Below are 22,598 nucleotides of genomic sequence, written 5' to 3'. Positions count from 1 at the left end.
TTATACTTGGATCAGTGCTGTACCACGCCGTGACAAGGGGGACGCTATGAACCATGTCTGGGGGCTCTTCTCTCATCCTAATCAAGAGATGAGCGTTATTAAAAGCGAAAACGAAACCGTTTCGCATCACTATACGCACCATGTGCTGGTCATGGCGGCGGTTCCGGTTATCTGCGCCTTTATCGGCACCACGCAGCTGGGCTGGAACTTCGGCGACGGCACGGTGGTAAAACTGTCGCTGATGACCGGGCTGGCCCTGGCGGTGCTGTTTTATGCCGTCATGCTCGCCGGGGTCGCGGTGATGGGGCGGGTTATCTGGTGGATGGCACGAAGCTATCCGCAGCGGCCATCGCTTAAGCGCTGTATGGTTTTCGCCGGCTATGTCGCCACGCCGCTTTTTCTCAGCGGGATCGTGGCGCTCTATCCGCTGGTGTGGCTGTGCGCGCTGGTGGGAACCGTTGCGCTGCTTTATACCGGCTATCTGCTGTATCTCGGTATTCCCACGTTCCTGGGAATCAACAAAGAAGAGGGGTTGAGCTTCGCCAGCTCGACTCTGGCGATAGGGGTGCTGGTGCTGGAAGTGCTGCTGGCGATCACCGTCATTCTCTGGGGATACGGATATCGGCTCTTCTGATTTAACTCATTGCCGGCATAAATAGATTTTTATGTCGGCAATGCAGCATTTGTTCACGATTCTTATTAGCCAGCTCGCGTTCTGACAGGGTATGATGATTTTTGCCAGCGGCGTCATCACCCCAGCGCCGCGGCGTACGTTCATAACGTGCAAAAATACTTTTCAGAATGTTCACGATGACCAAATTTCGAGTTTCTTTGCTCAGCCTGACGTTGCTGCTGGCTGTGCCTTTTGCGCCCCAGGCGTTGGCTAAAACCTCCACGGCGGTGACCGCCTCCCAGCCGGATATCGCTTCCGGTAGTGCGATGATCGTCGACCTTGCCAGCAAAAAAATCATCTATGCCAGCCAGCCGGACCTGGTTCGCCCGATGGCGTCGATCACCAAGGTGATGACCGCGATGGTGGTGCTTGATGCCCATCTGCCGCTTGATGAGATGCTGACCGTTGATATCAGCCAGACGCCTGAGATGAAAGGGATCTATTCGCGCGTTCGCCTGAACAGCCAAATCAGCCGCCGCAATATGCTGCTGCTGGCGCTAATGTCGTCGGAAAACCGCGCCGCCGCCAGCCTGGCGCACCATTATCCGGGCGGCTACGACGCGTTTATCCGCGCGATGAACGCCAAGGCTCAGGCGCTGGGGATGACCCGTACCCGTTACGTTGAGCCCACCGGCCTGTCGATTCATAACGTCTCTACCGCGCGCGATCTGAGTAAGCTGCTGATCGCCAGCGAGCAGTATCCGCTGATTGGCCAGCTGAGCACCACCAAAGAAGATATGGCGACATTCGCCCACCCGGCCTACACGCTACCGTTACGCAATACCAACCATCTGGTCTACCGCGACAACTGGAATATACAGCTGACCAAGACCGGCTTTACTAACGCGGCGGGCCACTGCCTGATTATGCGGACGGTGATTAATCAGCGCCCGGTGGCGCTGGTGGTGATGGATGCGTTTGGTAAATATACCCACTTTGCCGACGCCAGCCGTCTGAGAACGTGGATTGAAACGGGAAAAGTGATGCCGGTTCCGGCTTCCGCGCTCAGCTATAAAAAGCAGCGTGAAGCGCAGATGGCCGACGCGATGCTGAAAGGCGGCGCGCAGACCGCGCAGAACGATTAACCTCCATTTCCCCGGATTACGGCGTAAACGCCTTATCCGGGCTACAGAATCGCGCTATACCGTAGCCCGGCTAAGCGCAGCGCGAGCCGGGGGGTTACTCCGGCAGCGTCCAGTCGCCATCGCCGAGCGGGCGCTGCATAATCAAGGTATCCCGCCAGTCGCCCATCTTATAGCCGACGCTGCGCAGCTGACCCGCCACGCTAAAACCGAACTTTTTATGAATCGCAATCGACCCGGCGTTACTGTGGCCGTCGCCGATAATCGCCAGCATTTGTCGCCACGGTCCCTGTTCGCATTTCTCAATTAACCGGGAGAGCAGGGCGCTGCCGATACCGCGTCCTCCCATTCCCGCCTCAACGTAAATCGACTCTTCCAGGGTGTAGCGGTAGGCCGGACGCGGGCGGTAAAAGGTGGCGTAGCAGTAGCCGACGATGGTGCCGCGCCACAGGGCAACCAGCCACGGCAGCCCGCTATCGCGCACGGTTTTGATACGCTTGCGCATCTCATCCACGGTTGGCGGGATCTCTTCAAAAGAGGCGCGTCCATTGAGCACGTGCCAGACGTACAGCGCGGCGATAGCGTGGGCGTCATCGGGCAGCGCTTCGCGGATCTCTAAGTCAGCGTCGTGTAGCTTATCCACTGCGGACATGATGGATTAATTCCTTAAACGGGTTTGCCGGAGAGGAAATTTCTCCGGCGTGCAGCGTAATACAGAAGCCCCGCGGCTGAACAGTCCCCCGTGCGGATTATTGCGGTTCGGTCGCGCTCGTCGGTTTCTCCTGCGCTTCGCCCCAGTATTTTTGCTTACTGGTTTTGCCAATCCCCGGGTTCATGCTGTTGGTGGGATCGTTTTCGCGATAGAAGCGTTTTAAGCTTTCCGGCGCTTCATACAGATGGCCGACGTTATGCTCGGCCGGATATTGGGCGCCCCGCTCCTTCAGCAGCACCAGCATTTTCTCTTTCAGTTCGTGGGCATCGACGCCTTTTTTCACGATGTAATCCTGATGGAAAACGTGGCACATAAAGTGGCCGTAATAGAGCTTATGCACCAGCTGGCTATCGATATCGGCGGGAAGATGCTCAAACCATTCGGTGTCGTTACGGCGCAGGGCGATGTCCAGCGCCAGAATATCTTCCACCTCATCGGCGTGAACCGCCTGGTAGCGGATCGCCGCACCCGCGGCGGCAAAGCGGTGCAGGAAGGCTTTGCTGCCTTCTTCTGCGGTGCAGACGAAGAAATCCCCTTCGGCATTCTGGAAATATTCCCCGAGCCAGGCCTGAGCCTCTTCGATGCCGTCGCCCGCCATTTTCAGCAGCAGATGGTGTTCGTATTTATCGCGCCAGGTTTTCATTCGCTCCGGCAGGTGCGACGGGAAGACGTGACCCAGCTTTTGCATAAAGCGGTCGGTGAAGTGCGGCTTAAACAGCGACACTTTCTCCAGCATCGCGTCGGTGCGGCCCTTCATGGTAAAGAAGAACGGCATTTTATCGGTGCCGAGCTTGTCGATCATCAGGAAGGTGTCTTTGCCGTACTGCTCGGCGATGTCGTAAATATCGCGGTGCATGTACTCGCCCGCCACCGGCAGATGGTTGAACTCGGCGAGAATATGGCGGCGAATTTCGGTCAGCACGTCCGGGCGGTTGGTGCCGATGTAGAACACCTGCTGGCGTTTTTCCGCCGGGAAGGTATCGAGGCGCACGGCGAATACCGCCAGCTTGCCGGCGCAGCCCGAAGATTCAAACAGGCGGTCCGGGTCGGCGTTGTAGCGCGCCGGAGTATCGGCATTCACGTCGCGCACGCGGGTGACGTAATCATGATCGTGGGCGTGGCGGCCATCGTGGCGGACATCTTCATCTTTAACCCGTTCGTCGTCGAGGCGGCTGAGGATTTGCTCCGGCGTGGTGCCGAGGTCGATGCCAAGGTGGTTCACCAGCGTCAGCTTGCCGTTTTCATCAATTTGCGCGTACAGCGACATTTCGGTGTACGCCGGGCCGCGCTGGACCAGCGAGCCGCCGGAGTTGTTGCAGATCCCGCCGACCACCGATGCTCCGATGCAGGATGAACCAATGACCGAGTGCGGTTCGCGACCCAGCGGCTTCAGCGCTTTTTCCAGCGAATAGAGCGTCGTGCCGGGATAAGCCAGCACCTGCTCGCCTTTATCCAGCAGATGCAGTTTATCCAGGCGCAGGGTGCTGATAATGACGATATCGCGGTCATAATCGTTACCGTTCGGCGTTGAGCCTTCGGTCAGGCCGGTGTTGGCCGCCTGCATCAGAATGATTTTATCGGCGTTGACGCAGGCGTTTAGCACGCGCCACAGCTCCAGCAGGGTACCGGGAAAGACCACCGCCAGCGCGTCGCCCTGGCCGGATCGAAAGCCTTTACGGTAGCGCTGGGTTTTAGCCGGGTCGGTGAGCAGATGGGATGAGCCGACCAGACGGGCGAGTTCAGCCAGAAAAGCGTTGTTATAGGTTGTTGCAGATGACATGTTCCACTCCTTGTGGTGGTACAAAATTATCAAAAATAAGAATAGCGCTTTGTATGACAATTTGATGCATCAATGTTTCGAAAAATCAGAGAACAACGCGCGCTTTATTCAGGCGTCTCGTTTATGTTTATGGCAGACTTCGATTTTTGCTATCTTTTCGCCGATCTGGTCGACTGGAACAATGAGGGATAAAAATGAAATGGCTTTGTACTGTAGGCGTCGCTGTGAGCCTGGCGCTGCAACCGGCGCTGGCGGATGAATTGTTCGGCAATCATCCCTTAACGCCGCAGGCGCGGGATGCGTTTGTGACGGAACTGCTGACGAAAATGACGGTGGATGAAAAAATCGGTCAGCTGCGCTTAATTAGCGTCGGCCCGGATAACCCGAAAGAGGCTATCCGCGAAATGATCAAAGAAGGCCAGGTGGGGGCGATTTTTAACACCGTGACCCGCCATGATATCCGCACTATGCAGGATCAGGTGATGGAACTCAGCCGCCTGAAAATCCCGCTCTTTTTCGCCTATGACGTGCTCCACGGCCAGCGCACCGTTTTCCCGATTAGCCTTGGTCTGGCCTCCTCTTTTAATCTCGACGCGGTGAATACCGTCGGGCGAGTATCGGCGTACGAAGCGGCCGATGATGGCCTGAACATGACCTGGGCGCCGATGGTCGACGTCTCCCGCGATCCGCGCTGGGGCCGCGCTTCGGAAGGGTTCGGGGAAGATACCTACCTGACCACCGAGATGGGCAGAGCGATGGTGGAGTCGATGCAGGGGAAAAGCCCGGCCGAGCGCTACTCGGTGATGACCAGCGTCAAGCACTTTGCCGCCTACGGCGCGGTCGAAGGCGGCAAAGAGTACAACACCGTTGATATGAGCCCGCAGCGCCTGTTCAACGACTATATGCCGCCCTACAAAGCGGGGCTGGATGCGGGCAGCGGCGCGGTTATGGTGGCCCTCAACTCGCTTAACGGCACCCCGGCGACCTCCGACGCCTGGCTGCTCAAGGACGTGCTGCGCGACCAGTGGGGCTTCAAAGGCATTACCGTCTCCGACCATGGCGCTATCAAAGAGCTGATCAAACACGGCGTGGCGTCGGACCCGGAAGACGCGGTGCGCGTGGCGCTGAAGTCCGGCATCAATATGAGCATGAGCGACGAGTACTACAGCAAGTATCTGCCGGGACTGGTGAAGTCAGGTAAGGTGACGATGGCGGAGCTGGATGACGCGACCCGCCACGTGCTGAACGTGAAATATGATATGGGCCTGTTTAACGACCCGTATAGCCACCTGGGGCCGAAAGATTCCGATCCGCAGGATACCAACGCCGAAAGCCGCCTGCATCGCAAAGAAGCGCGCGAAGTGGCGCGCGAAAGCCTGGTGCTGCTGAAAAACCGCCTCGATACGCTGCCGCTGAAAAAATCGGGCACTATCGCGGTGATCGGCGCCCTGGCCGACAGCAAGCGCGACATGATGGGCAGCTGGTCGGCGGCGGGCGTGGCCGATCAGTCGGTGACCGTGCTGACCGGTATGCAGAACGCGCTGGGCGACAAAGGCAAGATTATCTATGCCAAAGGCGCCAACGTGACCGACGATAAAGGCATCGTCGACTTCCTCAATCTTTACGAGAAAGCGGTGCAGGTTGACTCGCGCTCGCCGCAGGAGATGATTGACGAAGCGGTGGCGGCGGCGAAGCAGTCCGACGTGGTGGTTGCCGTGGTGGGTGAGGCACAGGGCATGGCCCACGAAGCCTCCAGCCGTACCGACATCACCCTGCCGCAGAGCCAGCGCGCCCTGATTAGCGCGCTGAAAGCGACCGGTAAACCGCTGGTGCTGGTGCTGATGAACGGTCGTCCGCTGGCGCTGGTGAAAGAGGATCAGCAGGCCGATGCGATCCTTGAAACCTGGTTTGCCGGTACCGAAGGCGGCAACGCGATTGCCGATGTGCTGTTCGGCGACTACAACCCGTCTGGCAAGCTGCCCATGTCCTTCCCGCGCTCGGTCGGGCAGATCCCGACCTACTACAGCCATCTCAACACCGGTCGCCCGTACAATGCGGATAAGCCAAACAAGTACACCTCGCGCTACTTTGACGAGGCCAACGGCCCGCTCTATCCGTTTGGCTACGGCCTGAGTTACGCCACCTTTAGCGTTTCCGACGTGAAAATGTCGGCGCCGACCCTGCAGCGCGACGGCAGCGTGACCGCCAGCGTGCAGGTAACCAATACCGGCAAGCGCGAAGGGGCGACGGTGATTCAGCTTTATCTGCAGGACGTTACCGCTTCCATGAGCCGTCCGGTGAAAATGCTGCGCGGCTTTAAAAAGGTGACCCTCAAGCCGGGCGAGACGCAAACCGTCAGCTTCCCGATTGACGTAGAAGCGCTGAAGTTCTGGAACCAGCAGATGAAGTACGACGCCGAGCCGGGTAAATTCAACGTCTTTATCGGCGTCGACTCCGCCCGCGTGAAGCAGAGCGAGTTTGAACTGCTGTAATGGTGATTTGTCCCCCGGGTAAGGCTGCTGCCGCCACCCGGGAACACGCATACCTTACCCCAAAGGCCGATTTATCGGCCTTTTCTTTTTCCGCTCCGCCCCAAATGAACTACGCTTTTTGCTTAAGCTCCTGTTAATGGAGCGCAAATTAAAGAGGGACGCGAGGATGATTAAGGCAAGTATGTGGTCCGGCACGCTGGCGCTGGCGGCCCTGATAAGCCTGCCGCTGCAGGCGGCGGAGCCGGTTAAGGTCGGCTCAAAAATTGACACCGAAGGGGCGCTGCTCGGCAATATTATTTTGCAGGTTCTGGAAAGCCACGGGGTGAAAACCGTCAATAAAATCCAGCTCGGCACCACCCCGGTGGTGCGCGGGGCGATAACCGCCGGTGAGCTGGACATTTACCCGGAATATACCGGCAACGGCGCGTTCTTCTTCAAAGAGGAGAACGACCCGGCGTGGAAAAACGCGCAGCAGGGATATGAAAAAGTTAAAAAGCTGGATGCGGAAAAGAATAAGCTCATCTGGCTTACCCCGGCTCCGGCCAACAACACCTGGACTATCGCCGTCCGTCAGGATCTGGCGGAGAAAAACCACCTCGCCTCATTAAGCGACCTTGCCGGCTATCTGAAAAAGGGCGGTGACTTTAAGCTGGCCGCCTCGGCGGAATTTATTGAACGGCCGGACGCGCTGCCGGCGTTTGAAAAAGCCTACAACTTCACGCTCAAGCAAAATCAGCTGCTGTCGCTGGCGGGGGGCGATACGGCGGTCACCATCAAAGCGGCGGCGCAGCAAACCTCCGGCGTGAATGCGGCGATGGCCTACGGTACCGATGGCCCGGTCGCCGCGCTGGGTCTGCAAACCCTGAGCGACCCGAAGGGCGTGCAGCCGATTTATGCGCCCACGCCGGTCGTACGTGAAGCGGTGTTAAAAGCGTATCCGCAGATGGCCGACTGGCTACAGCCGGTCTTCGCCAGCCTGGATGAAAAGACGCTGCAAAAGCTGAACGCCAGTATTGCGGTTGAGGGCCTGGATGCAAAGAAAGTCGCCGCCGACTATCTGCAACAGAAAGGGCTGCTGAAGTAGGGCGCGCGTGACCACTCGTTGCGGTAACCGGGTTGCGCTGCTGCTGGCATTCCTCCTGCTGCTGGCGATGCCGCTGCCGTTTATCAACTATGCGCCTAACCGCCTTTTATCCGGCGAGGGGCGCTGGCTATGGCAGGTCTGGCCCTGGCTGGCGGGCGTACAGGGGGCGGCAGGGCTGCTGATAGCGCTGCTGAGCTGGCGTCCCGGGCGTCTCCCGCTGCTGGTTATCTTCCTGCTGGCGGATCTGCTGCTGCCTTTACTGCTGTGGGGGGCCGGCAGTGCGGCGGTACAGCTGGCTCAGAGCGGTTCTCCGCTGGCCCGCACCTCGCCGGGAAGCGGCCTGTGGCTGGCGCTGGCCCTGTGCCTGCTTATCGCCAGCGATGCGGTTCGTCGCCTGACGTCCCGAGCCCTGTGGCGCTGGCTGCTGAACGCGCAGGTCTGGCTGCTGCCCGCCCTGCTGCTGGGGCTCGGCGCGCTCGATGGCCTCTCTTTGCTGAAAGAGTATTTCAATCGCCGCGAGGTGTTTGACGATGCGCTGTCCCAGCATGTGACGCTACTGTTGGGGACCCTGCTGCCGGGGCTGCTGATTGGCTTGCCCGTTGGCGTCTGGCTCTGGCGCTATCCCCGCTGGCAATCGCCGGTTTTTGCCGCTCTCAACGTGATTCAGACCGTTCCCTCCGTCGCGCTTTTTGGCCTGCTTATCGCGCCGCTGGCCGGGCTGGCGCGCCAGTTTCCGTCGCTGGCGCAGCTCGGTGTTTCCGGCACCGGCATCACGCCGGCGCTGATTGCGCTGGTGTTGTATGCGCTATTGCCGCTGGTGCGCGGGGTGACGATCGGCCTTCAGCAGGTGCCGCGCGAAGCGCTGGAGAGCGCGACGGCGATGGGGATGAGCGGCGGGCAGCGCTTTCGTCAGGTACAGCTACCGCTGGCGTTGCCGGTGTTGTTGCGCAGCCTGCGGGTGGTCAGCGTACAAACCGTGGGCATGGCGGTGGTGGCGGCCCTGATTGGCGCGGGCGGCTTCGGCGCGCTGGTTTTCCAGGGGCTGCTCAGCAGCGCGCTGGATCTGGTGCTGCTGGGGGTTATCCCGACCATCGCGCTGGCGGTGGTGGTGGATGCGTTATTCGCGCTGTGGGGCGCATTACTGAAAGGAGAGGCCGGTGATTGAGTTCGAGGGCGTCAATAAAGCCTTTGCCGGAGAGCCCGCGGTGAAAAACCTCAATCTGCATCTGCGGGAGGGGGCATTTTCGGTGCTGATTGGCACCTCCGGCTCGGGGAAGTCGACCACGCTGAAGATGATTAATCGTCTGGTGGAGCACGACAGCGGGACGATCCGTTTCGCCGGGCAGGATATTCGCCAGCAGCCGGTGCTCGAACTGCGCCGCAGGATGGGCTACGCCATCCAGTCCATCGGCCTGTTCCCCCACTGGACGGTGGCGCAGAACATTGCCACCGTCCCGCAGCTGCAAAAGTGGTCGCGGCAGAAGATCGAGGCGCGGGTCGATGAGCTGATGGCCTTGCTGGGGCTGGAGCCGGGCTTGCGGGAACGCTACCCGCATCAGCTTTCCGGCGGCCAGCAGCAGCGCGTCGGCGTGGCGCGCGCGCTGGCCGCCAACCCGGAAGTGCTGCTGATGGATGAACCCTTCGGCGCGCTCGATCCGGTGACGCGCGAAGCCTTGCAGCAGGAGATGATCCGCATTCATCGCCTGCTGGGACGCACGATTGTGCTGGTGACTCACGATATCGATGAGGCGCTGCGGCTGGCGGACCATCTGGTGCTGATGGACGGCGGCGGAGTGGTACAGCAGGGCGAGCCGCTGCAGATGCTGCTGGAGCCAAAAAATGCGTTTGTGGAGACGTTCTTTGGCCGTAGCGAACTGGGCGTGCGCCTGCTGTCGCTACGCGGCGTGAGTGATTATCTGCGCCGCGATGAGCGCCTGGCGGGGGACGCGTTAAACGTGACGATGACCCTGCGCGAGGCGCTGTCGCAGTTCGTTGCTCATCGCCGCGAGGTGCTGCCGGTGGTCGATGAGCAGGGAGAGGCCTGCGGGACGCTGCATTTTGCCGACCTGCTGCGCGAGGAGGCCCGGCGTGAAGGTGCTGCGTGATCCGCTACTGTGGCTCAGCGCCATGTTTATCGCGCTGCTGCTGGCGTTGCCCTACAGCGCGCCGCTGTTCAGCGCGCTGTTTCCCGAACTGCCGCGTCCGGTTTATCAGCAGGAGAGTTTTGTTTCTCTTACCCTGGCGCACTTTTGGCTGGTGGCGCTCTCCAGCCTCGCGGCTACGGTGGTGGGCGTCGTCGCCGGGATTGCTGTCACCCGTCCGGCGGGGCATGAGTTTCGCCCGCTGGTGGAGACGATTGCCGCAATGGGGCAGACGTTTCCGCCGGTCGCGGTGCTGGCGATTGCGGTTCCGGTGATGGGGTTTGGCTGGCAGCCCGCGCTTATTGCGCTGGTGCTGTACGGCATCTTACCGGTTTTACAGGGCACGCTGGCCGGGATTGGGACGGTACCGTCCGGTGTGTTAGCTATCGCTCAGGGAATGGGGATGACCGGCTGGCAGAGGCTGATAAAAGTTGAGCTGCCGCTGGCGGCGCCGGTGATGCTGGCCGGAATTCGTACCTCGACGATCGTCAATATCGGTACGGCGACCATTGCTTCAACCGTCGGCGCGAATACGCTCGGCACGCCGATTGTTATCGGCCTCAGCGGATTTAATACCGCTTATGTGATTCAGGGGGCACTGCTGGTGGCGCTGGCGGCGATTATCGTCGACCGGGGGTTTGAACGGCTAAACCGGCGAATCAGCCGACACCACCGCGAACAATAAATGAATAACCGGCCAGCATCACGCCGCCGATGCCGCTGATGGCCATAAATAAGAACAGGGTAATCACCGCAATTTTCGCTGGCTTCATAATAGGCTCCTGATGTTAACGCAGGGATTATACGGTGAAGCGCAGGTGTTAATAAAACATTAATTGCTTTTTAGCTACGACAACCCCCCGGCTTGCGCTGCGCTTAGCCGGGCTACGGTTCATCACCGTCTGCGGGCCGGTAGCCTGGGTAAGGCGTTTACGCCGCAACCCGGGGAATGTGCTGCGACGTGACATTGCTGGGGCTTCTTCCCGGCTTGTGCTGCGCTTAGCCGGACTACCGGGCCACAGATTGCCGGTAACCCTTAGCCCGGGCAGGCGCGTCAGGCGCCGCCTCCGGGAGACGTCTCGGAGGCGTGATTCAGCCAGATAATCTGCCCCTGCTGCTCCCAGAGGCGCATTTGATTGACCTGGGCGCTACAGGGCGCTTCTCCACACCAGACCATCAGCGTACTCTCCGGGAAAAGCTCCGGTCGGAGCTGGTTCAGCGAATGGGCGAGAATGTCCACCCGCCAGCCCTGTTCGCTGGCTATCCAGCCCTCCAGCCATAGCCGGGTGATATCGTTCACATTCCAGCCGATAACCAGCGCATGGCTGCCGGGATATTTTGCCGTGGATGAAAGAGTGCGGGCGATATGATTAATCAGAATACCATCAAGGATGCCCCGCAGCGCCAGCAGGGTGGGCTGCGGGCTAAGCAGGCGCTGGCGTAATGGATTAATCAGGTGCTTCACCAGAATTTGCGCTGACTCGCTGTGGTTGCGCTCCTTAAGCCACATACGCAGGCGATGATAGCTACCGTTTTGCAGATAACCGAGCAAAATTTCCTGCTGCTTGCGCCAGCCGTCGGCCATCTCCTGCTCATTATCCATCAGCAGCGTTTTCACTTTCCCGACCTGCACGCCGGAGTCAATCCAGCGTTTAATTTCGCGAATCCGGTCTATCTCATATTCATTGAACAGGCGGTGGCCGCCGTCGGTACGCTGGGGTTTCAGTAATCCGTAGCGCCGCTGCCAGGCGCGTAACGTCACGGGATTGATATCGCAAAGCTGGGCAACTTCGCCGATTGTATAAAGCGCCATTTTCTCCTCCCGCAGTGTTCTCCTCCATTAACTGTAGAAGCTGTTTGCCGAAGCGGGAATTTTTGTCTGTTTTTTGTACAGATTTAGACCGGCGAGATGCGAAGAAATGTGATCCTGAACATGAATTATCATTTTCATGTATTGCTTCAAAGAAAGTTATAAGCAAGCAGTGTATGTTACGCGCTTTCAAATGAAGTGTGGTCTGCGGGTATGTACGAGTTTGATCTGGTGTTGCTGCTGCTTCAGCAGATGTGCGTGTTTTTGGTCATTGCGTGGCTGATGAGCAAAACGCGGCTGTTCATCCCGTTAATGCAGGTCACCGTCCGGCTGCCGCATAAGCTCCTGTGCTACGTGACCTTCTCCATTTTCTGCATCCTCGGTACCTACTTCGGGCTGCATATCGAAGACTCGATCGCCAATACGCGCGCCATCGGCGCGGTGATGGGGGGCCTGCTGGGCGGGCCGGTGGTTGGTGGCCTGGTGGGGCTGACCGGCGGGCTTCACCGCTACTCTCTGGGCGGCATGACCGCGCTGAGCTGTATGGTATCCACCATCGTAGAAGGGCTACTCGGCGGGCTGGTACACAGTATTCTGGTCAAACGCGGGCGGCCGGACAAAGTCTTCAGCCCGCTCACCGCCGGCGCGATCACCTTTTTCGCCGAGATGGTGCAGATGCTGATTATTCTGCTTATCGCTCGCCCGTTCGAAGATGCCCTGCATCTGGTACAAAGCATCGCCGCGCCCATGATGGTCACCAACACCGTCGGGGCGGCGCTATTTATGCGCATCCTGCTGGATAAGCGAGCGATGTTTGAAAAATATACCTCGGCCTTCTCGGCTACGGCGCTGAAAGTCGCCGCTTCGACGGAGGGGATCCTGCGCCAGGGGTTCAACGAAGAGAACAGCATGAAGGTCGCGCAGGTGCTGATCCAGGAGCTGGATATCGGCGCGGTGGCGATAACCGATCGCGACAAGCTGCTGGCGTTCACCGGGATCGGCGACGATCACCACCTCCCGGGCAAACCCATCTCTTCGCTCTATACCCAAAAGGCGATCGATACCGGCGAAGTCGTTTACGCCGACGGCAACGAGGTGCCTTACCGCTGCTCGATTCATCCGAACTGCAAGCTGGGCTCGACGCTGGTTATCCCGCTGCGCGGCGAAAATCAGCGGGTCATCGGTACCATTAAACTCTATGAAGCGAAAAACCGCCTGTTTAGCTCCATCAACCGCACGCTGGGGGAGGGAATTGCGCAGCTGCTGTCGGCGCAGATCCTGGCCGGACAGTATGAGCGGCAAAAGGCGCTGCTGACGCAGTCGGAAATCAAGCTGCTGCACGCCCAGGTGAATCCGCACTTCTTGTTCAACGCGCTGAATACGCTAAAAGCGGTGATTCGCCGCGATAGCGACCAGGCCGGGCAGCTGGTGCAGTACCTGTCGACCTTTTTCCGCAAAAATCTGAAGCGGCCAGCGGAGATCGTGACCCTGGCCGATGAGATTGAACATGTGAACGCCTATTTGCAGATTGAGAAAGCGCGTTTTCAGACCAATTTGCAGATTCATATGCTGGTGCCCGAGGCGCTGGGGCAGCATCAGCTACCGGCGTTTACCCTGCAGCCAATCGTCGAAAACGCGATTAAACACGGGACTTCGCAGCACCTTGGGGTGGGCGAAATCACCATCCGCGCCAGTCAGCAAGAGCGCTGGCTGCAGCTGGATATTGAAGATAATGCCGGGCTGTATCAGGACAAACCCAGCGCCAGCGGGCTGGGTATGAACCTGGTCGACCGCAGACTGCGGGCGCGCTTTGGCACCGACTGCGGGATCACCGTAACCTGCGAGCCGGAATGTTTTACCCGCGTCACGCTGAGACTGCCTCTGGAGGAAAGCGCATGTTAAAAGTATTAATTGTCGACGACGAGCCGCTGGCGCGTGAAAACCTGCGTATTTTGCTGGAGACCCAGCCTGATATTGAGATCGTTGGCGAATGCGGGAATGCCGTCGAGGCGATTGGCGCGGTACATAAGCTGCGCCCGGACGTGCTGTTTCTGGATATCCAGATGCCGCGCATCAGCGGTCTGGAGATGGTCGGCATGCTCGATCCGCAGCATCGGCCCTATATCGTCTTCCTTACCGCGTTTGACGAGTACGCGGTGAAGGCCTTTGAAGAGCACGCGTTTGATTATTTACTGAAGCCGATTGAGTCCGCCCGGCTGGAAAAAACGCTCTTTCGCCTGCGCCAGGAGCGCAGCCTGCAGGATATGACCGTGCTCGACGATACCCAGCAGGCGCTAAAGTATATTCCCTGCACCGGACACAGCCGGATCTGGCTGCTGCAGATGGAAGATGTGGCCTTTGTCAGCAGCCGGATGAGCGGGATTTACGTGACCGACCGCGAAGGGAAGGAGGGCTTTACCGAGCTCACCCTGCGCACGCTCGAGAGCCGAACGCCGCTGCTGCGCTGCCATCGTCAGTACCTGGTCAACATGTCCCATCTTAAGGAGATCCGCTTTGAGGAGAACGGCCAGGCGGAGCTGCTGATGCGCGCCGGGCAAACGGTGCCGGTCAGCCGCCGCTACCTGAAGAGCCTGAAAGAGGCGATTGGGCTGTAAAACGGCGGAATCGTGATAGACTTAGCGGCAGATTTTTTCATCATGAAGGCAATATGATCAGTAACGATATTCTCCGTAGCCTGCGCTACACCCTGAAAACCAATAACAGCGGCCTGGTTCGTATTTTTGCCCTGGCGGATGCGCCGGTCAGCGCGGAACAGCTGGTTCCCTGGCTGAAAAAAGAAGACGAAGAGGGGTTTGTGCGCTGCCCGGATATCGTGCTGTCAAATTTCCTCAACGGCCTGATTTACGACAAACGCGGTAAAGATGCGTCCGCGCCTCCGCTGGCGGTCGAACGCCGGGTGAATAATAACATCGTGCTGAAAAAGCTGCGCATTGCCTTCTCCCTGAAGACGGATGATATTCTCGCTATCCTCACCCAGCAGAAATTCCGCGTCTCCATGCCGGAAATCACCGCCATGATGCGCGCCCCGGATCATAAAAATTTCCGCGAATGCGGCGACCAGTTCCTGCGCTACTTTCTGCGCGGACTGACCGAGCGCGAACACGCGAAATCCTGATATGCCCCCCCGGCTTGCGGCGTAAACGCCTGAGCCGGGCTACTGAATACACGGCTCCGTAGCCCGGCGCAGCGCAGTGCAAGCCGGGAGTACTCCGCACCAGTCAGGGCTGTTTCACTTCTTTAAAACCCTGCGATTTCAGCAACTTCTCCGATTCGCTCAGCGAAATGAACTTTTGTGAACAGTCGGAAAAACTGGCCCCCGGCAAGTGACACAGCTCGCTGATTTTAGCCTGATTAAAGTCGATGGAGAGGTGTTCCTGCGCGACGTTCTCTTTATAGTCGACGCTGTGGGTAACGCCTTTGATTTTGCTGTAGGCCGCGCCGATAGGGTCGATGACCTTGCGCGCCTGCTCTTCGTTACTTACCCCGAGCGATTGATAGGGGATAGTATTCTCCGCGTCCTGGCGGGTGACGACATCGCCTTTGTAGTGATAGGTGTAGGTCAGATCAACGCCGTTGATCGTATTGTTAAACGTTTTGACCTCATCTTTGTTGTTATCGCAGCCGACAAGCGCGGCCATCAATAGCGTGGCGCCCAGAGCGGCGGTCATCCTGCGGTTAAATTTCATTATCATTCCTTGTTAATCAATCATCATCTCTAATTGTATACAGAATTGGGCGATGGTGCCGGGCGTATCCTCGGAAGTGGCCGTTTCGCGCTTATGCCAGCGTTTTCTTCTTTCTGCGCCAGCATCCGGCGGACGATATCGTCGACAATATCCTGGCGCTCTAAAAAAAAAGCGCTGCCGGAGCAGCGCTTTATACAGCCTTACTTGACCTGCTGGCCCGGCTGAGCCCCGCTGTCCGGGCTGAGCAGGAAGATATCTTTTCCGCCAGGACCTGCGGCCATCACCATGCCTTCAGAGATGCCGAAGCGCATTTTGCGCGGCGCCAGGTTAGCGACCATCACCGTCAGGCGGCCAATCAGCACCTGCGGATCCGGGTAGGCGGAGCGGATGCCGGAGAAGACGTTACGCTTCTCGCCGCCGAGATCCAGCGTCAGGCGCAGCAGCTTATCGGAACCGTCGACGAACTCGGCGTTTTCAATCAGCGCGATGCGCATATCCACTTTGGCGAAATCGTCAAAGGTGATAGTTTCCTGAATCGGATCGTCCGCCAGCGGGCCGGTGACCGGCGCTGACAGCGCTTTCACTTCTTCTTTCGACGCCTCGACCAGCGCCTCAACCTGCTTCATTTCGATGCGGTTATACAGCGCTTTAAAGGCGTTAACCTTGTGACCAAGCAGCGGCTGCTGGATAGCATCCCAGCTCAGTTCGCCGTTGAGGAACGCTTCGGCGCGGGCAGCCAGCTGCGGCAGAACCGGCTTCAGCCAGGTCATCAGCACGCGGAACATATTCAGGCCCATGGTGCAGATGGCCTGCAGATCGGCGTCGCGGCCTTCCTGTTTGGCGACCACCCACGGCGCCTGCTCGTCAACGTAGCGGTTTGCCACGTCGGCCAGCGCCATGATTTCGCGGATGGCTTTCCCGAACTCGCGGCTGTCCCACGCATCGCCAATGCTTGCTGCCGCATCGGTGAAGGTTTTATACAGCTGAGGATCGGCCAGCTCGGCGGACAGCATGCCGTCGAAACGCTTGTTGATGAAACCGGCGTTACGCGAGGCAAGGTTAACCACCTTGTTGACGATATCGGCGTTGACGCGCTGCACGAAGTCTTCCAGGTTCAGGTCGATATCATCGATACGCGACGAGAGCTTGGCGGTGTAGTAGTAGCGCAGGCTGTCGGCGTCAAAATGATTCAGCCAGGTGCTGGCCTTAATAAAGGTACCGCGCGACTTGGACATCTTGGCGCCGTTGACCGTCACGTAGCCGTGAACGAACAGGTTGGTCGGTTTGCGGAAGCCGCTGCCTTCCAGCATCGCCGGCCAGAACAGGCTGTGGAAGTAAACGATGTCTTTGCCGATAAAGTGGTACAGCTCGGCGGTAGAGTCTTTCTTCCAGTACTCGTCGAAGCTGGTGGCGTCGCCGCGCTTGTCGCACAGGTTCTTAAAGGAGCCCATGTAGCCGATCGGCGCATCCAGCCAGACGTAGAAGTATTTACCCGGCGCGTTCGGGATTTCGAAGCCGAAGTACGGGGCATCGCGGGAGATATCCCACTGCTGCAGGCCGGACTCGAACCACTCCTGCATTTTATTCGCCACCTGCTCCTGCAGCGCGCCGCTGCGGGTCCACGCCTGCAGCATTTCGCTGAACGACGGCAGGTCGAAGAAGAAGTGCTCAGACTCGCGCATCACCGGCGTCGCGCCGGATACCACCGATTTCGGTTCGATAAGCTCGGTCGGGCTGTAGGTCGCGCCGCACACTTCGCAGTTATCGCCGTACTGATCCGGTGATTTACACTTCGGACAGGTGCCTTTCACAAAGCGGTCCGGCAGGAACATGCCTTTTTCCGGATCGTAAAGCTGAGAGATGGTGCGGTTTTTGATAAAACCGTTCTCTTTCAGGCGCGTGTAGATAAGCTCCGACAGCTCGCGGTTTTCATCGCTGTGCGTGGAGTGGTAGTTGTCGTAGCTGATGTCGAAGCCAGCAAAATCGGTCTGATGCTCCTGACTCATTTCGCCAATCATCTGCTCCGGAGTAATTCCGAGCTGCTGCGCTTTCAGCATGATCGGGGTGCCGTGGGCGTCGTCGGCGCAGATGAAGTTGACTTCGTGGCCGCGCATTCGCTGGTAACGGACCCAGACATCAGCCTGGATGTGCTCCAGCATGTGGCCGAGGTGGATTGAGCCGTTTGCGTACGGCAGCGCGCACGTTACCAGAATTTTCTTCGCGACTTGAGTCATAGTGGGCATTACATCTTCTATTGTAAAAAGGGGTTTTGATGTTACCGCAAAGGCAATAATTTGGTAAGCCCAAAGCTTATGGTGGGGGAATTATTCCCTTTAAGGTAAACTTAACGCACAAGATTCAACTCACAATAACAAAGGAGTCGGGATGAGTTCGCAATCCCAGGCCAAATCCCCCGAGCGTCTGCGCGCGATGGTCGCCGGGACCCTGGCTAATTTCCAGCACCCAACCCTGAAACATAACCTCACTACGCTGAAGGCGCTGCATCACGTCGCCTGGCTGGACGAGACCGTGCACATTGAAATTCAGATGCCGTTCGTCTGGAACAGCGCGTTTGAAGCGCTGAAGGAGCAGTGCAGCGCCGAGCTGCTGCGCATTACCGGCGCCAAAGCCATTGACTGGAAGCTGACGCACAGCATCGCCACGCTTCAGCGGGTAAAAAATCAGCCGGGCATCAACGGCGTGAAAAACATTATCGCCATCAGCTCCGGCAAGGGCGGGGTGGGTAAATCGTCGACGGCGGTCAACCTCGCGCTGGCGCTGGCGGCGGAAGGGGCGAAAGTCGGCATTCTGGATGCCGATATTTACGGGCCGTCGATTCCGACCATGCTCGGCGCGGAAGATCAGCGTCCGACTTCGCCGGACGGCACCCATATGGCGCCGATTATGAAATTCGGTCTCGCTACCAACTCCATCGGTTATCTGGTGACCGACGACAACGCCATGGTGTGGCGCGGCCCGATGGCCAGCAAGGCGCTGATGCAGATGCTGCAGGAAACGCTGTGGCCGGATCTCGATTATCTGGTACTGGATATGCCGCCGGGCACCGGTGATATTCAGCTGACGCTGGCGCAAAACATTCCGGTCACCGGCGCGGTCGTCGTCACCACGCCGCAGGATATTGCCCTGATCGACGCCAAAAAAGGCATCGTGATGTTTGAAAAAGTCGAGGTCCCGGTGCTGGGTATCGTGGAAAACATGAGCATGCATATCTGCAGCAACTGCGGACACCACGAGCCGATTTTCGGTACCGGCGGCGCGCAGAAGCTGGCGGAGAAATATCATACCCAGCTGCTGGGCCAGCTGCCGCTGCATATCACCCTGCGTGAAGACCTCGACAAAGGGACGCCGACGGTGGTTGCGCGTCCGGAAAGCGAGTTTACCGAGACCTACCGCCAGCTGGCCGACCGCGTCGCGGCGCAGCTGTACTGGCAGGGGGAAGTCATTCCCGGCGAGATAGCCTTCCGCGCGGTCTAATCTCCTCACTATCCTGAGCCGCCCGGCGCTTTTCGCCGTGCGGTTTTTTATTTTTTCCGTCCCCGGTTTTCTACCGGGGAGATAATCACCGCGCGAATAATATTGCTGTTAAATATTATTTATTTTTATTCACATTTAGCGATATTGAGATTAATCAATAAAACATATTGCTAACATTGTTTTCCTCTGGCGGTTGTGCGAGCTTTAATAGCAAAGAAGTAACGATTTTAATTCGCCGTGATGAGATTTAATTTGGCTTTTTATTTGGCGAAGTGTTGATGTTATCAGTAATACGTATATAAAAACGATGGAAGGAAATTATAGCCGTACACATTTCCGGAGTGCATGATGAATAATATTGCTCTAATCGTTAAGTTACGAGAACTACTGGTTATTTTTATGCATACGCGCTCGCTGCCGGAGAAAGCAGCAGACGCGTTGCGTTATTGCCAGGAGCATCTCCCGATAGCTGAGATTCCGATTGGCGCTTATGGTGAGTACAGTGATATTTTTGAACAGATTGTTTTTTTATCGGATGACAAGAGTCGTACGGCCCCGGATGATTTACTGCGTAGCGGCGGCGATCTGATATTAAGTATTTTAATGCTCTATGAGCAGGTTGCTTCATATATTGCCGTCGAGGAATTTATGCAAAAGCAGAACCGCTTTAACGAATAGCGCTTTGCCACAAAAAAACGCCAGCGGCAGGGAGAGCGCGCTGGCGTTCAGCTTTTAGCGATGGTAGAAAATCTCGCCATCATAAATTTTGAGGATTTTCCCCTCGGTTTCGGTAATCAGCACGTAGCTTCCGCCCATATAGGTCCAGCGGGTCCCGGCATCCGGCGCAGGCAAATTGCGCTGCTGCCACTGCTTGATGTTGTATTCTGGCGTGAGGTACAGCGGCGGTACGGTATCGCCGATGTGAAATTGTTTGAAGTCCGCGGTGACCCCATCCAGCTCATATTTCTGTATACCTTCGCCGGTCGCCGCCCACGCGCCGCTGGCGCAGGCCAACAGTACGCCCAGAAGCATCATTTTTGTTTTACGCATAATTTCCCCATTATTATCCTGGACACAAAATCGCAGCCTCGTATGATTCCTGATACGTCAAGGGATTGGCAAGCGTTGGTTTGGTTAAAAGTGTAAGCAAACGGTGATGCAGCGCCGTTTTTCATCGGCGCGCGCCTGTTTTGAGAATAATCCGGGTTGAGGAGTGTGTATGTTCCGGCTGGAAGATCTGGCATTGTTTGTCCGCGCTGCGGCGTTAAGCAGCTTCAGCGATGCGGCGCGAGAGGCCGGGCTGCAGCCCGCGCAGGTGAGCGCGGCGATCAAGCGTCTGGAAACGACGCTGAATATCCGTCTTTTTGCCCGTTCGACGCGGAGTTTACGCCTGACGCCGGAAGGCGAAACCTGGCTACCCTATGCCACGCAGATGCTTGATACGCTGCACGCGGGGCTGCAAAAAATCAGCACGCCGGATGACGAAGTACGCGGTACGTTACAAATTGCCGTGCCGTCCGACCTGGGGCGCAACTTGCTTCTGCGCGTGTTTCGCGCTTTTCGCCAGCACCATCCCGCGCTGCGCCTGCGGATACTGTTTTCCGATCATCGGACCGACGTATTTAAAGATCCGGTGGACGTGGCGTTTCGCTATGGTGATAACGACGATGCCTCGTTTATTTCCCTGCCCGTCGCGCCGGAGAACCGCCGGATGCTGGTGGCCTCGCCCGGCTGGATAGCCGAACACGGTGAACCGAAGACGCTGGAAGATTTGGCCCGGCACAATGCGCTGACCTACGTGCTGCGCGGCAGGGCGTTCGATCGCTGGCCGCTGAGCCTGGACGGGAAGGTCCATTACGTGCAGGTTGCCGGCACTATCGTGAGCGATGATGCGGAGGTGATTCGCCGCCTGGCGGTTGCCGGGGAGGGGATCGCGTTCAAATCTGAACTCGACGTCGGGGATGATATCCGTGAAGGGCGGCTCCAGGTGCTGTTGCCGGAGTATCAGGGCGACGTGGTGCCGCTGAATATGATTTGCCCGCACCGCAAGCAGCTTTCGCCTGCGGTACGGCTGCTGTATGAGGCGGTGAAAGAGGCGTGCGAAGCGGTTCATTCCCGCGCGCCCTCTGCGGGCCGCTAGCGCCGACTCGGGAATGGTACTGGGGTGATAAATCGGCGTGGCTTGTTCCCGGCTCGCGCTGCGCTTAGCCGGGCTACGGATTGGTAGCCCGGACAGGCGCGCCAGCGCCGCCTCCGGGAGAACGATCGGTGCGAAGCTTAATGCTTCACCAGCGTGGCAAAGTAGTAGACCAGCGGAATCGCAAGGATCCACAGCCCGATGGGAATTTCCCGCCACTTGCCGGCAATCGTTTTAATCACCACATAAAACAGCAGCCCGCCGGCAATCCCGGTCCCGAAGCTATTGGCAATCAGCGTAATCATCACCATCATCAGCACCGGCAGGCCGTCGGTGAAGTTTGCCAGGTCCACTTTGCGCAGGCCGCTGAACATGTTCAGGCCAATGAGGATCAGCGCAGGCGCGGTCGCCTCTTTCGGGATCATCAGCGCCACCGGGGTAAACAGCAGCATCAGGAGGAACATCACCGCCGCCGACAGCGCGGTCAGCCCGGTTTTGCCGCCGGCTTCCGCTGCCGCCGAGGATTCAATCAGCGCGGTCGCCGCCGGAATGCCCAGCCAGGGACCAACGGCCGCGGCGATCGAGTCAACCATAAACGGGCGATTGATATGCGGCATATTGCCTTCCTCATCCAGCAGGCCCGCTTCGCCGCCTACCGCCAGCGTGGTGCCCATCGTGGAAAAGAACTCTGAGGCGAAAAAGACGAACAGGAACGGCAGGAAGGCGATATTCAGCGCGCCCAGCATATCGATTTGCCCCAGCACCGGCGTCAGCGAATGCGGCATATCGATAAAGCTGCCCGGGAGTCTGGTGACGCCCATCGGAATGCCGACCAGGGTGGCAAAGAGAATCGCCCACAGAATTGAGCCGGGGATTTTTCTCGCCTGCAGGGCAATGGCCAGAAACAGCCCGCAGAGCGCCACCAACGCCCCCGGTGAGAGAAAATCGCCGAGCATCAGGGCGTTGGTTTTGGCGTTAGCCAGCACCAGCCCGGCGTTACGGAAACCCAGCACCGCGACAAACAGCCCAATGGAGGCCGTCAGGCCGAGCTTGATCGACTGCGGCACCGAACGGGTCACCACTTCACGCAGGCCGAACCTGGTTAGCAGGAAAAACAGAATCCCCGACCAGCAGGCGATCCCAAGACCAACCTGCCAGCCAATGCCTTCGCTGCCCGCCAGCGTGACGCCGACCAGCACCGAGCCGCCGATGCCCGGCCCGACGATAAACGGCAGGTTGGCATAAAACGCCATCAGCAGCGTGCCGCCGACGAACACCAGAATCGTGCCGGTGGTTGCCGCGCCTTTATCCATCCCGCCAACCGCCAGCAGGCCGGGGATCACCACCAGCAGGTAGGCGGCGGCGAGAAAGCCGGTGATGCCCGCGAGGCATTCGGTGCGCAGCGTGCTGCCGCGGGAATACAAGGCAAAACGGCGCTCCAGCCAGCTTCCTTGCGTGGATGAATGAAGGGTATTGTCGGCCATG

General features: G+C 58.4%; 21 protein-coding genes. 13 read left to right on the top strand and 8 right to left on the bottom strand.

The genetic code is table 11. From position 1 onward, the window contains the following. Window positions 1-46: 46 nt before the first annotated feature. Window positions 47-634: a Yip1 family protein gene (locus HMPREF1144_RS22025; protein WP_009653980.1), complete on the top strand. Its 588-nt coding sequence runs from the start codon at window positions 47-49 to the stop codon at window positions 632-634. Between the two features lie 176 nt (window positions 635-810). Next, on the top strand, window positions 811-1,758 hold the full coding sequence (gene pbpG, locus HMPREF1144_RS22015; protein WP_009654016.1) for a D-alanyl-D-alanine endopeptidase: 948 nt from the start codon (window positions 811-813) through the stop codon (window positions 1,756-1,758). A 94-nt stretch (window positions 1,759-1,852) separates the two neighbouring features. On the opposite strand, the gene HMPREF1144_RS22010 is transcribed toward pbpG, so the two are convergent. Next, entirely contained in the window at window positions 1,853-2,407 is a 555-nt protein-coding gene (locus HMPREF1144_RS22010; RefSeq protein WP_004138576.1) for a GNAT family N-acetyltransferase, read from the bottom strand. Window positions 2,408-2,504: 97 nt separating this feature from the next. Then, window positions 2,505-4,247: a D-lactate dehydrogenase gene (gene dld, locus HMPREF1144_RS22005; protein ID WP_009654013.1), complete on the bottom strand. Its 1,743-nt coding sequence runs from the start codon at window positions 4,245-4,247 to the stop codon at window positions 2,505-2,507. A 194-nt stretch (window positions 4,248-4,441) separates the two neighbouring features. Between dld and bglX the strand changes: the two genes are divergently transcribed. The 5 genes from bglX (at window position 4,442) to HMPREF1144_RS21980 (ending at window position 10,649) form a co-directional block, all read left to right on the top strand. Continuing rightward, the gene (bglX, locus tag HMPREF1144_RS22000) at window positions 4,442-6,739 is read left to right on the top strand and encodes a beta-glucosidase BglX (protein WP_009653982.1); all 2,298 of its coding nucleotides are present in this window, start codon (window positions 4,442-4,444) and stop codon (window positions 6,737-6,739) included. Window positions 6,740-6,905: 166 nt separating this feature from the next. After that, on the top strand, window positions 6,906-7,823 hold the full coding sequence (locus tag HMPREF1144_RS21995) for an ABC transporter substrate-binding protein (protein ID WP_009653986.1): 918 nt from the start codon (window positions 6,906-6,908) through the stop codon (window positions 7,821-7,823). A 7-nt stretch (window positions 7,824-7,830) separates the two neighbouring features. Further along, complete coding sequence (locus HMPREF1144_RS21990; RefSeq protein ID WP_009654019.1) at window positions 7,831-8,988, top strand: ABC transporter permease; 1,158 nt, start codon at window positions 7,831-7,833, stop codon at window positions 8,986-8,988. Further along, window positions 8,981-9,928, top strand: coding sequence for an ABC transporter ATP-binding protein (locus HMPREF1144_RS21985; RefSeq protein ID WP_009653994.1), 948 nt, complete (start codon window positions 8,981-8,983; stop codon window positions 9,926-9,928). Before HMPREF1144_RS21990 ends, HMPREF1144_RS21985 begins: the two co-directional genes overlap by 8 nt. Then, complete coding sequence (locus HMPREF1144_RS21980) at window positions 9,912-10,649, top strand: ABC transporter permease (RefSeq protein ID WP_009653951.1); 738 nt, start codon at window positions 9,912-9,914, stop codon at window positions 10,647-10,649. Before HMPREF1144_RS21985 ends, HMPREF1144_RS21980 begins: the two co-directional genes overlap by 17 nt. Here HMPREF1144_RS21980 and HMPREF1144_RS31890 read toward each other — a convergent pair. Together HMPREF1144_RS31890 and HMPREF1144_RS21975 are read right to left on the bottom strand one after the other, a co-directional pair. Continuing rightward, a complete protein-coding gene (locus HMPREF1144_RS31890; protein ID WP_004103838.1) occupies window positions 10,624-10,737 on the bottom strand; it encodes a protein YohO in 114 nt (37 codons plus the stop codon). The genes HMPREF1144_RS21980 and HMPREF1144_RS31890 overlap by 26 nt on opposite strands. Window positions 10,738-11,018: 281 nt before the next feature. Then, window positions 11,019-11,777 (bottom strand): MerR family transcriptional regulator, encoded by a 759-nt coding sequence (locus HMPREF1144_RS21975; RefSeq protein WP_004852615.1) that lies wholly within the window; start codon window positions 11,775-11,777, stop codon window positions 11,019-11,021. Between the two features lie 210 nt (window positions 11,778-11,987). Between HMPREF1144_RS21975 and HMPREF1144_RS21970 the strand changes: the two genes are divergently transcribed. Genes HMPREF1144_RS21970 through HMPREF1144_RS21960 form a run of 3 tightly spaced genes read left to right on the top strand, consistent with a single transcriptional unit; the run spans window position 11,988 to window position 14,910 of the window. After that, window positions 11,988-13,676, top strand: coding sequence for a sensor histidine kinase (locus HMPREF1144_RS21970; RefSeq protein ID WP_004852614.1), 1,689 nt, complete (start codon window positions 11,988-11,990; stop codon window positions 13,674-13,676). Continuing rightward, window positions 13,670-14,389: a two-component system response regulator BtsR gene (btsR, locus tag HMPREF1144_RS21965; RefSeq protein WP_004852613.1), complete on the top strand. Its 720-nt coding sequence runs from the start codon at window positions 13,670-13,672 to the stop codon at window positions 14,387-14,389. Before HMPREF1144_RS21970 ends, btsR begins: the two co-directional genes overlap by 7 nt. A gap of 53 nt (window positions 14,390-14,442) precedes the next feature. Next, window positions 14,443-14,910, top strand: coding sequence for a DUF1456 family protein (locus HMPREF1144_RS21960; protein WP_004852612.1), 468 nt, complete (start codon window positions 14,443-14,445; stop codon window positions 14,908-14,910). A gap of 103 nt (window positions 14,911-15,013) precedes the next feature. Here HMPREF1144_RS21960 and HMPREF1144_RS21955 read toward each other — a convergent pair whose 3' ends face one another. Next, window positions 15,014-15,481: a YehR family lipoprotein gene (locus HMPREF1144_RS21955; protein WP_004852611.1), complete on the bottom strand. Its 468-nt coding sequence runs from the start codon at window positions 15,479-15,481 to the stop codon at window positions 15,014-15,016. A gap of 200 nt (window positions 15,482-15,681) precedes the next feature. Then, window positions 15,682-17,715, bottom strand: a complete 2,034-nt coding sequence (gene metG, locus HMPREF1144_RS21950; RefSeq protein ID WP_009653942.1) for a methionine--tRNA ligase — start codon at window positions 17,713-17,715, stop codon at window positions 15,682-15,684. 151 nt (window positions 17,716-17,866) lie between these two features. Between metG and apbC the strand changes: the two genes are divergently transcribed. Next, complete coding sequence (gene apbC, locus HMPREF1144_RS21945; RefSeq protein WP_004103811.1) at window positions 17,867-18,976, top strand: iron-sulfur cluster carrier protein ApbC; 1,110 nt, start codon at window positions 17,867-17,869, stop codon at window positions 18,974-18,976. Between the two features lie 348 nt (window positions 18,977-19,324). Further along, complete coding sequence (locus HMPREF1144_RS21940; RefSeq protein WP_004852607.1) at window positions 19,325-19,654, top strand: hypothetical protein; 330 nt, start codon at window positions 19,325-19,327, stop codon at window positions 19,652-19,654. 54 nt (window positions 19,655-19,708) lie between these two features. On the opposite strand, the gene HMPREF1144_RS21935 is transcribed toward HMPREF1144_RS21940, so the two are convergent. Further along, the gene (locus HMPREF1144_RS21935) at window positions 19,709-20,026 is read right to left on the bottom strand and encodes an RcnB family protein (protein ID WP_004852605.1); all 318 of its coding nucleotides are present in this window, start codon (window positions 20,024-20,026) and stop codon (window positions 19,709-19,711) included. 169 nt (window positions 20,027-20,195) lie between these two features. On the opposite strand from HMPREF1144_RS21935, the gene HMPREF1144_RS21930 reads away from it, so the two are divergent. Beyond that, complete coding sequence (locus HMPREF1144_RS21930; protein ID WP_004852604.1) at window positions 20,196-21,116, top strand: LysR family transcriptional regulator; 921 nt, start codon at window positions 20,196-20,198, stop codon at window positions 21,114-21,116. A gap of 137 nt (window positions 21,117-21,253) precedes the next feature. Here the strand turns inward: HMPREF1144_RS21930 and HMPREF1144_RS21925 are convergent, their stop codons facing one another. Next, window positions 21,254-22,597 (bottom strand): NCS2 family permease, encoded by a 1,344-nt coding sequence (locus HMPREF1144_RS21925; protein ID WP_004852602.1) that lies wholly within the window; start codon window positions 22,595-22,597, stop codon window positions 21,254-21,256. Between the last annotated feature and the right edge of the window lies 1 nt (window position 22,598).

It is taken from the genome of Klebsiella sp. OBRC7, assembly GCF_000293135.1.
Lineage (GTDB): Bacteria > Pseudomonadota > Gammaproteobacteria > Enterobacterales > Enterobacteriaceae > Klebsiella > Klebsiella michiganensis.
The sequence above is the reverse complement of the archived record's forward strand: the minus strand, read 5'-3'. Positions and strand labels throughout refer to the sequence as shown.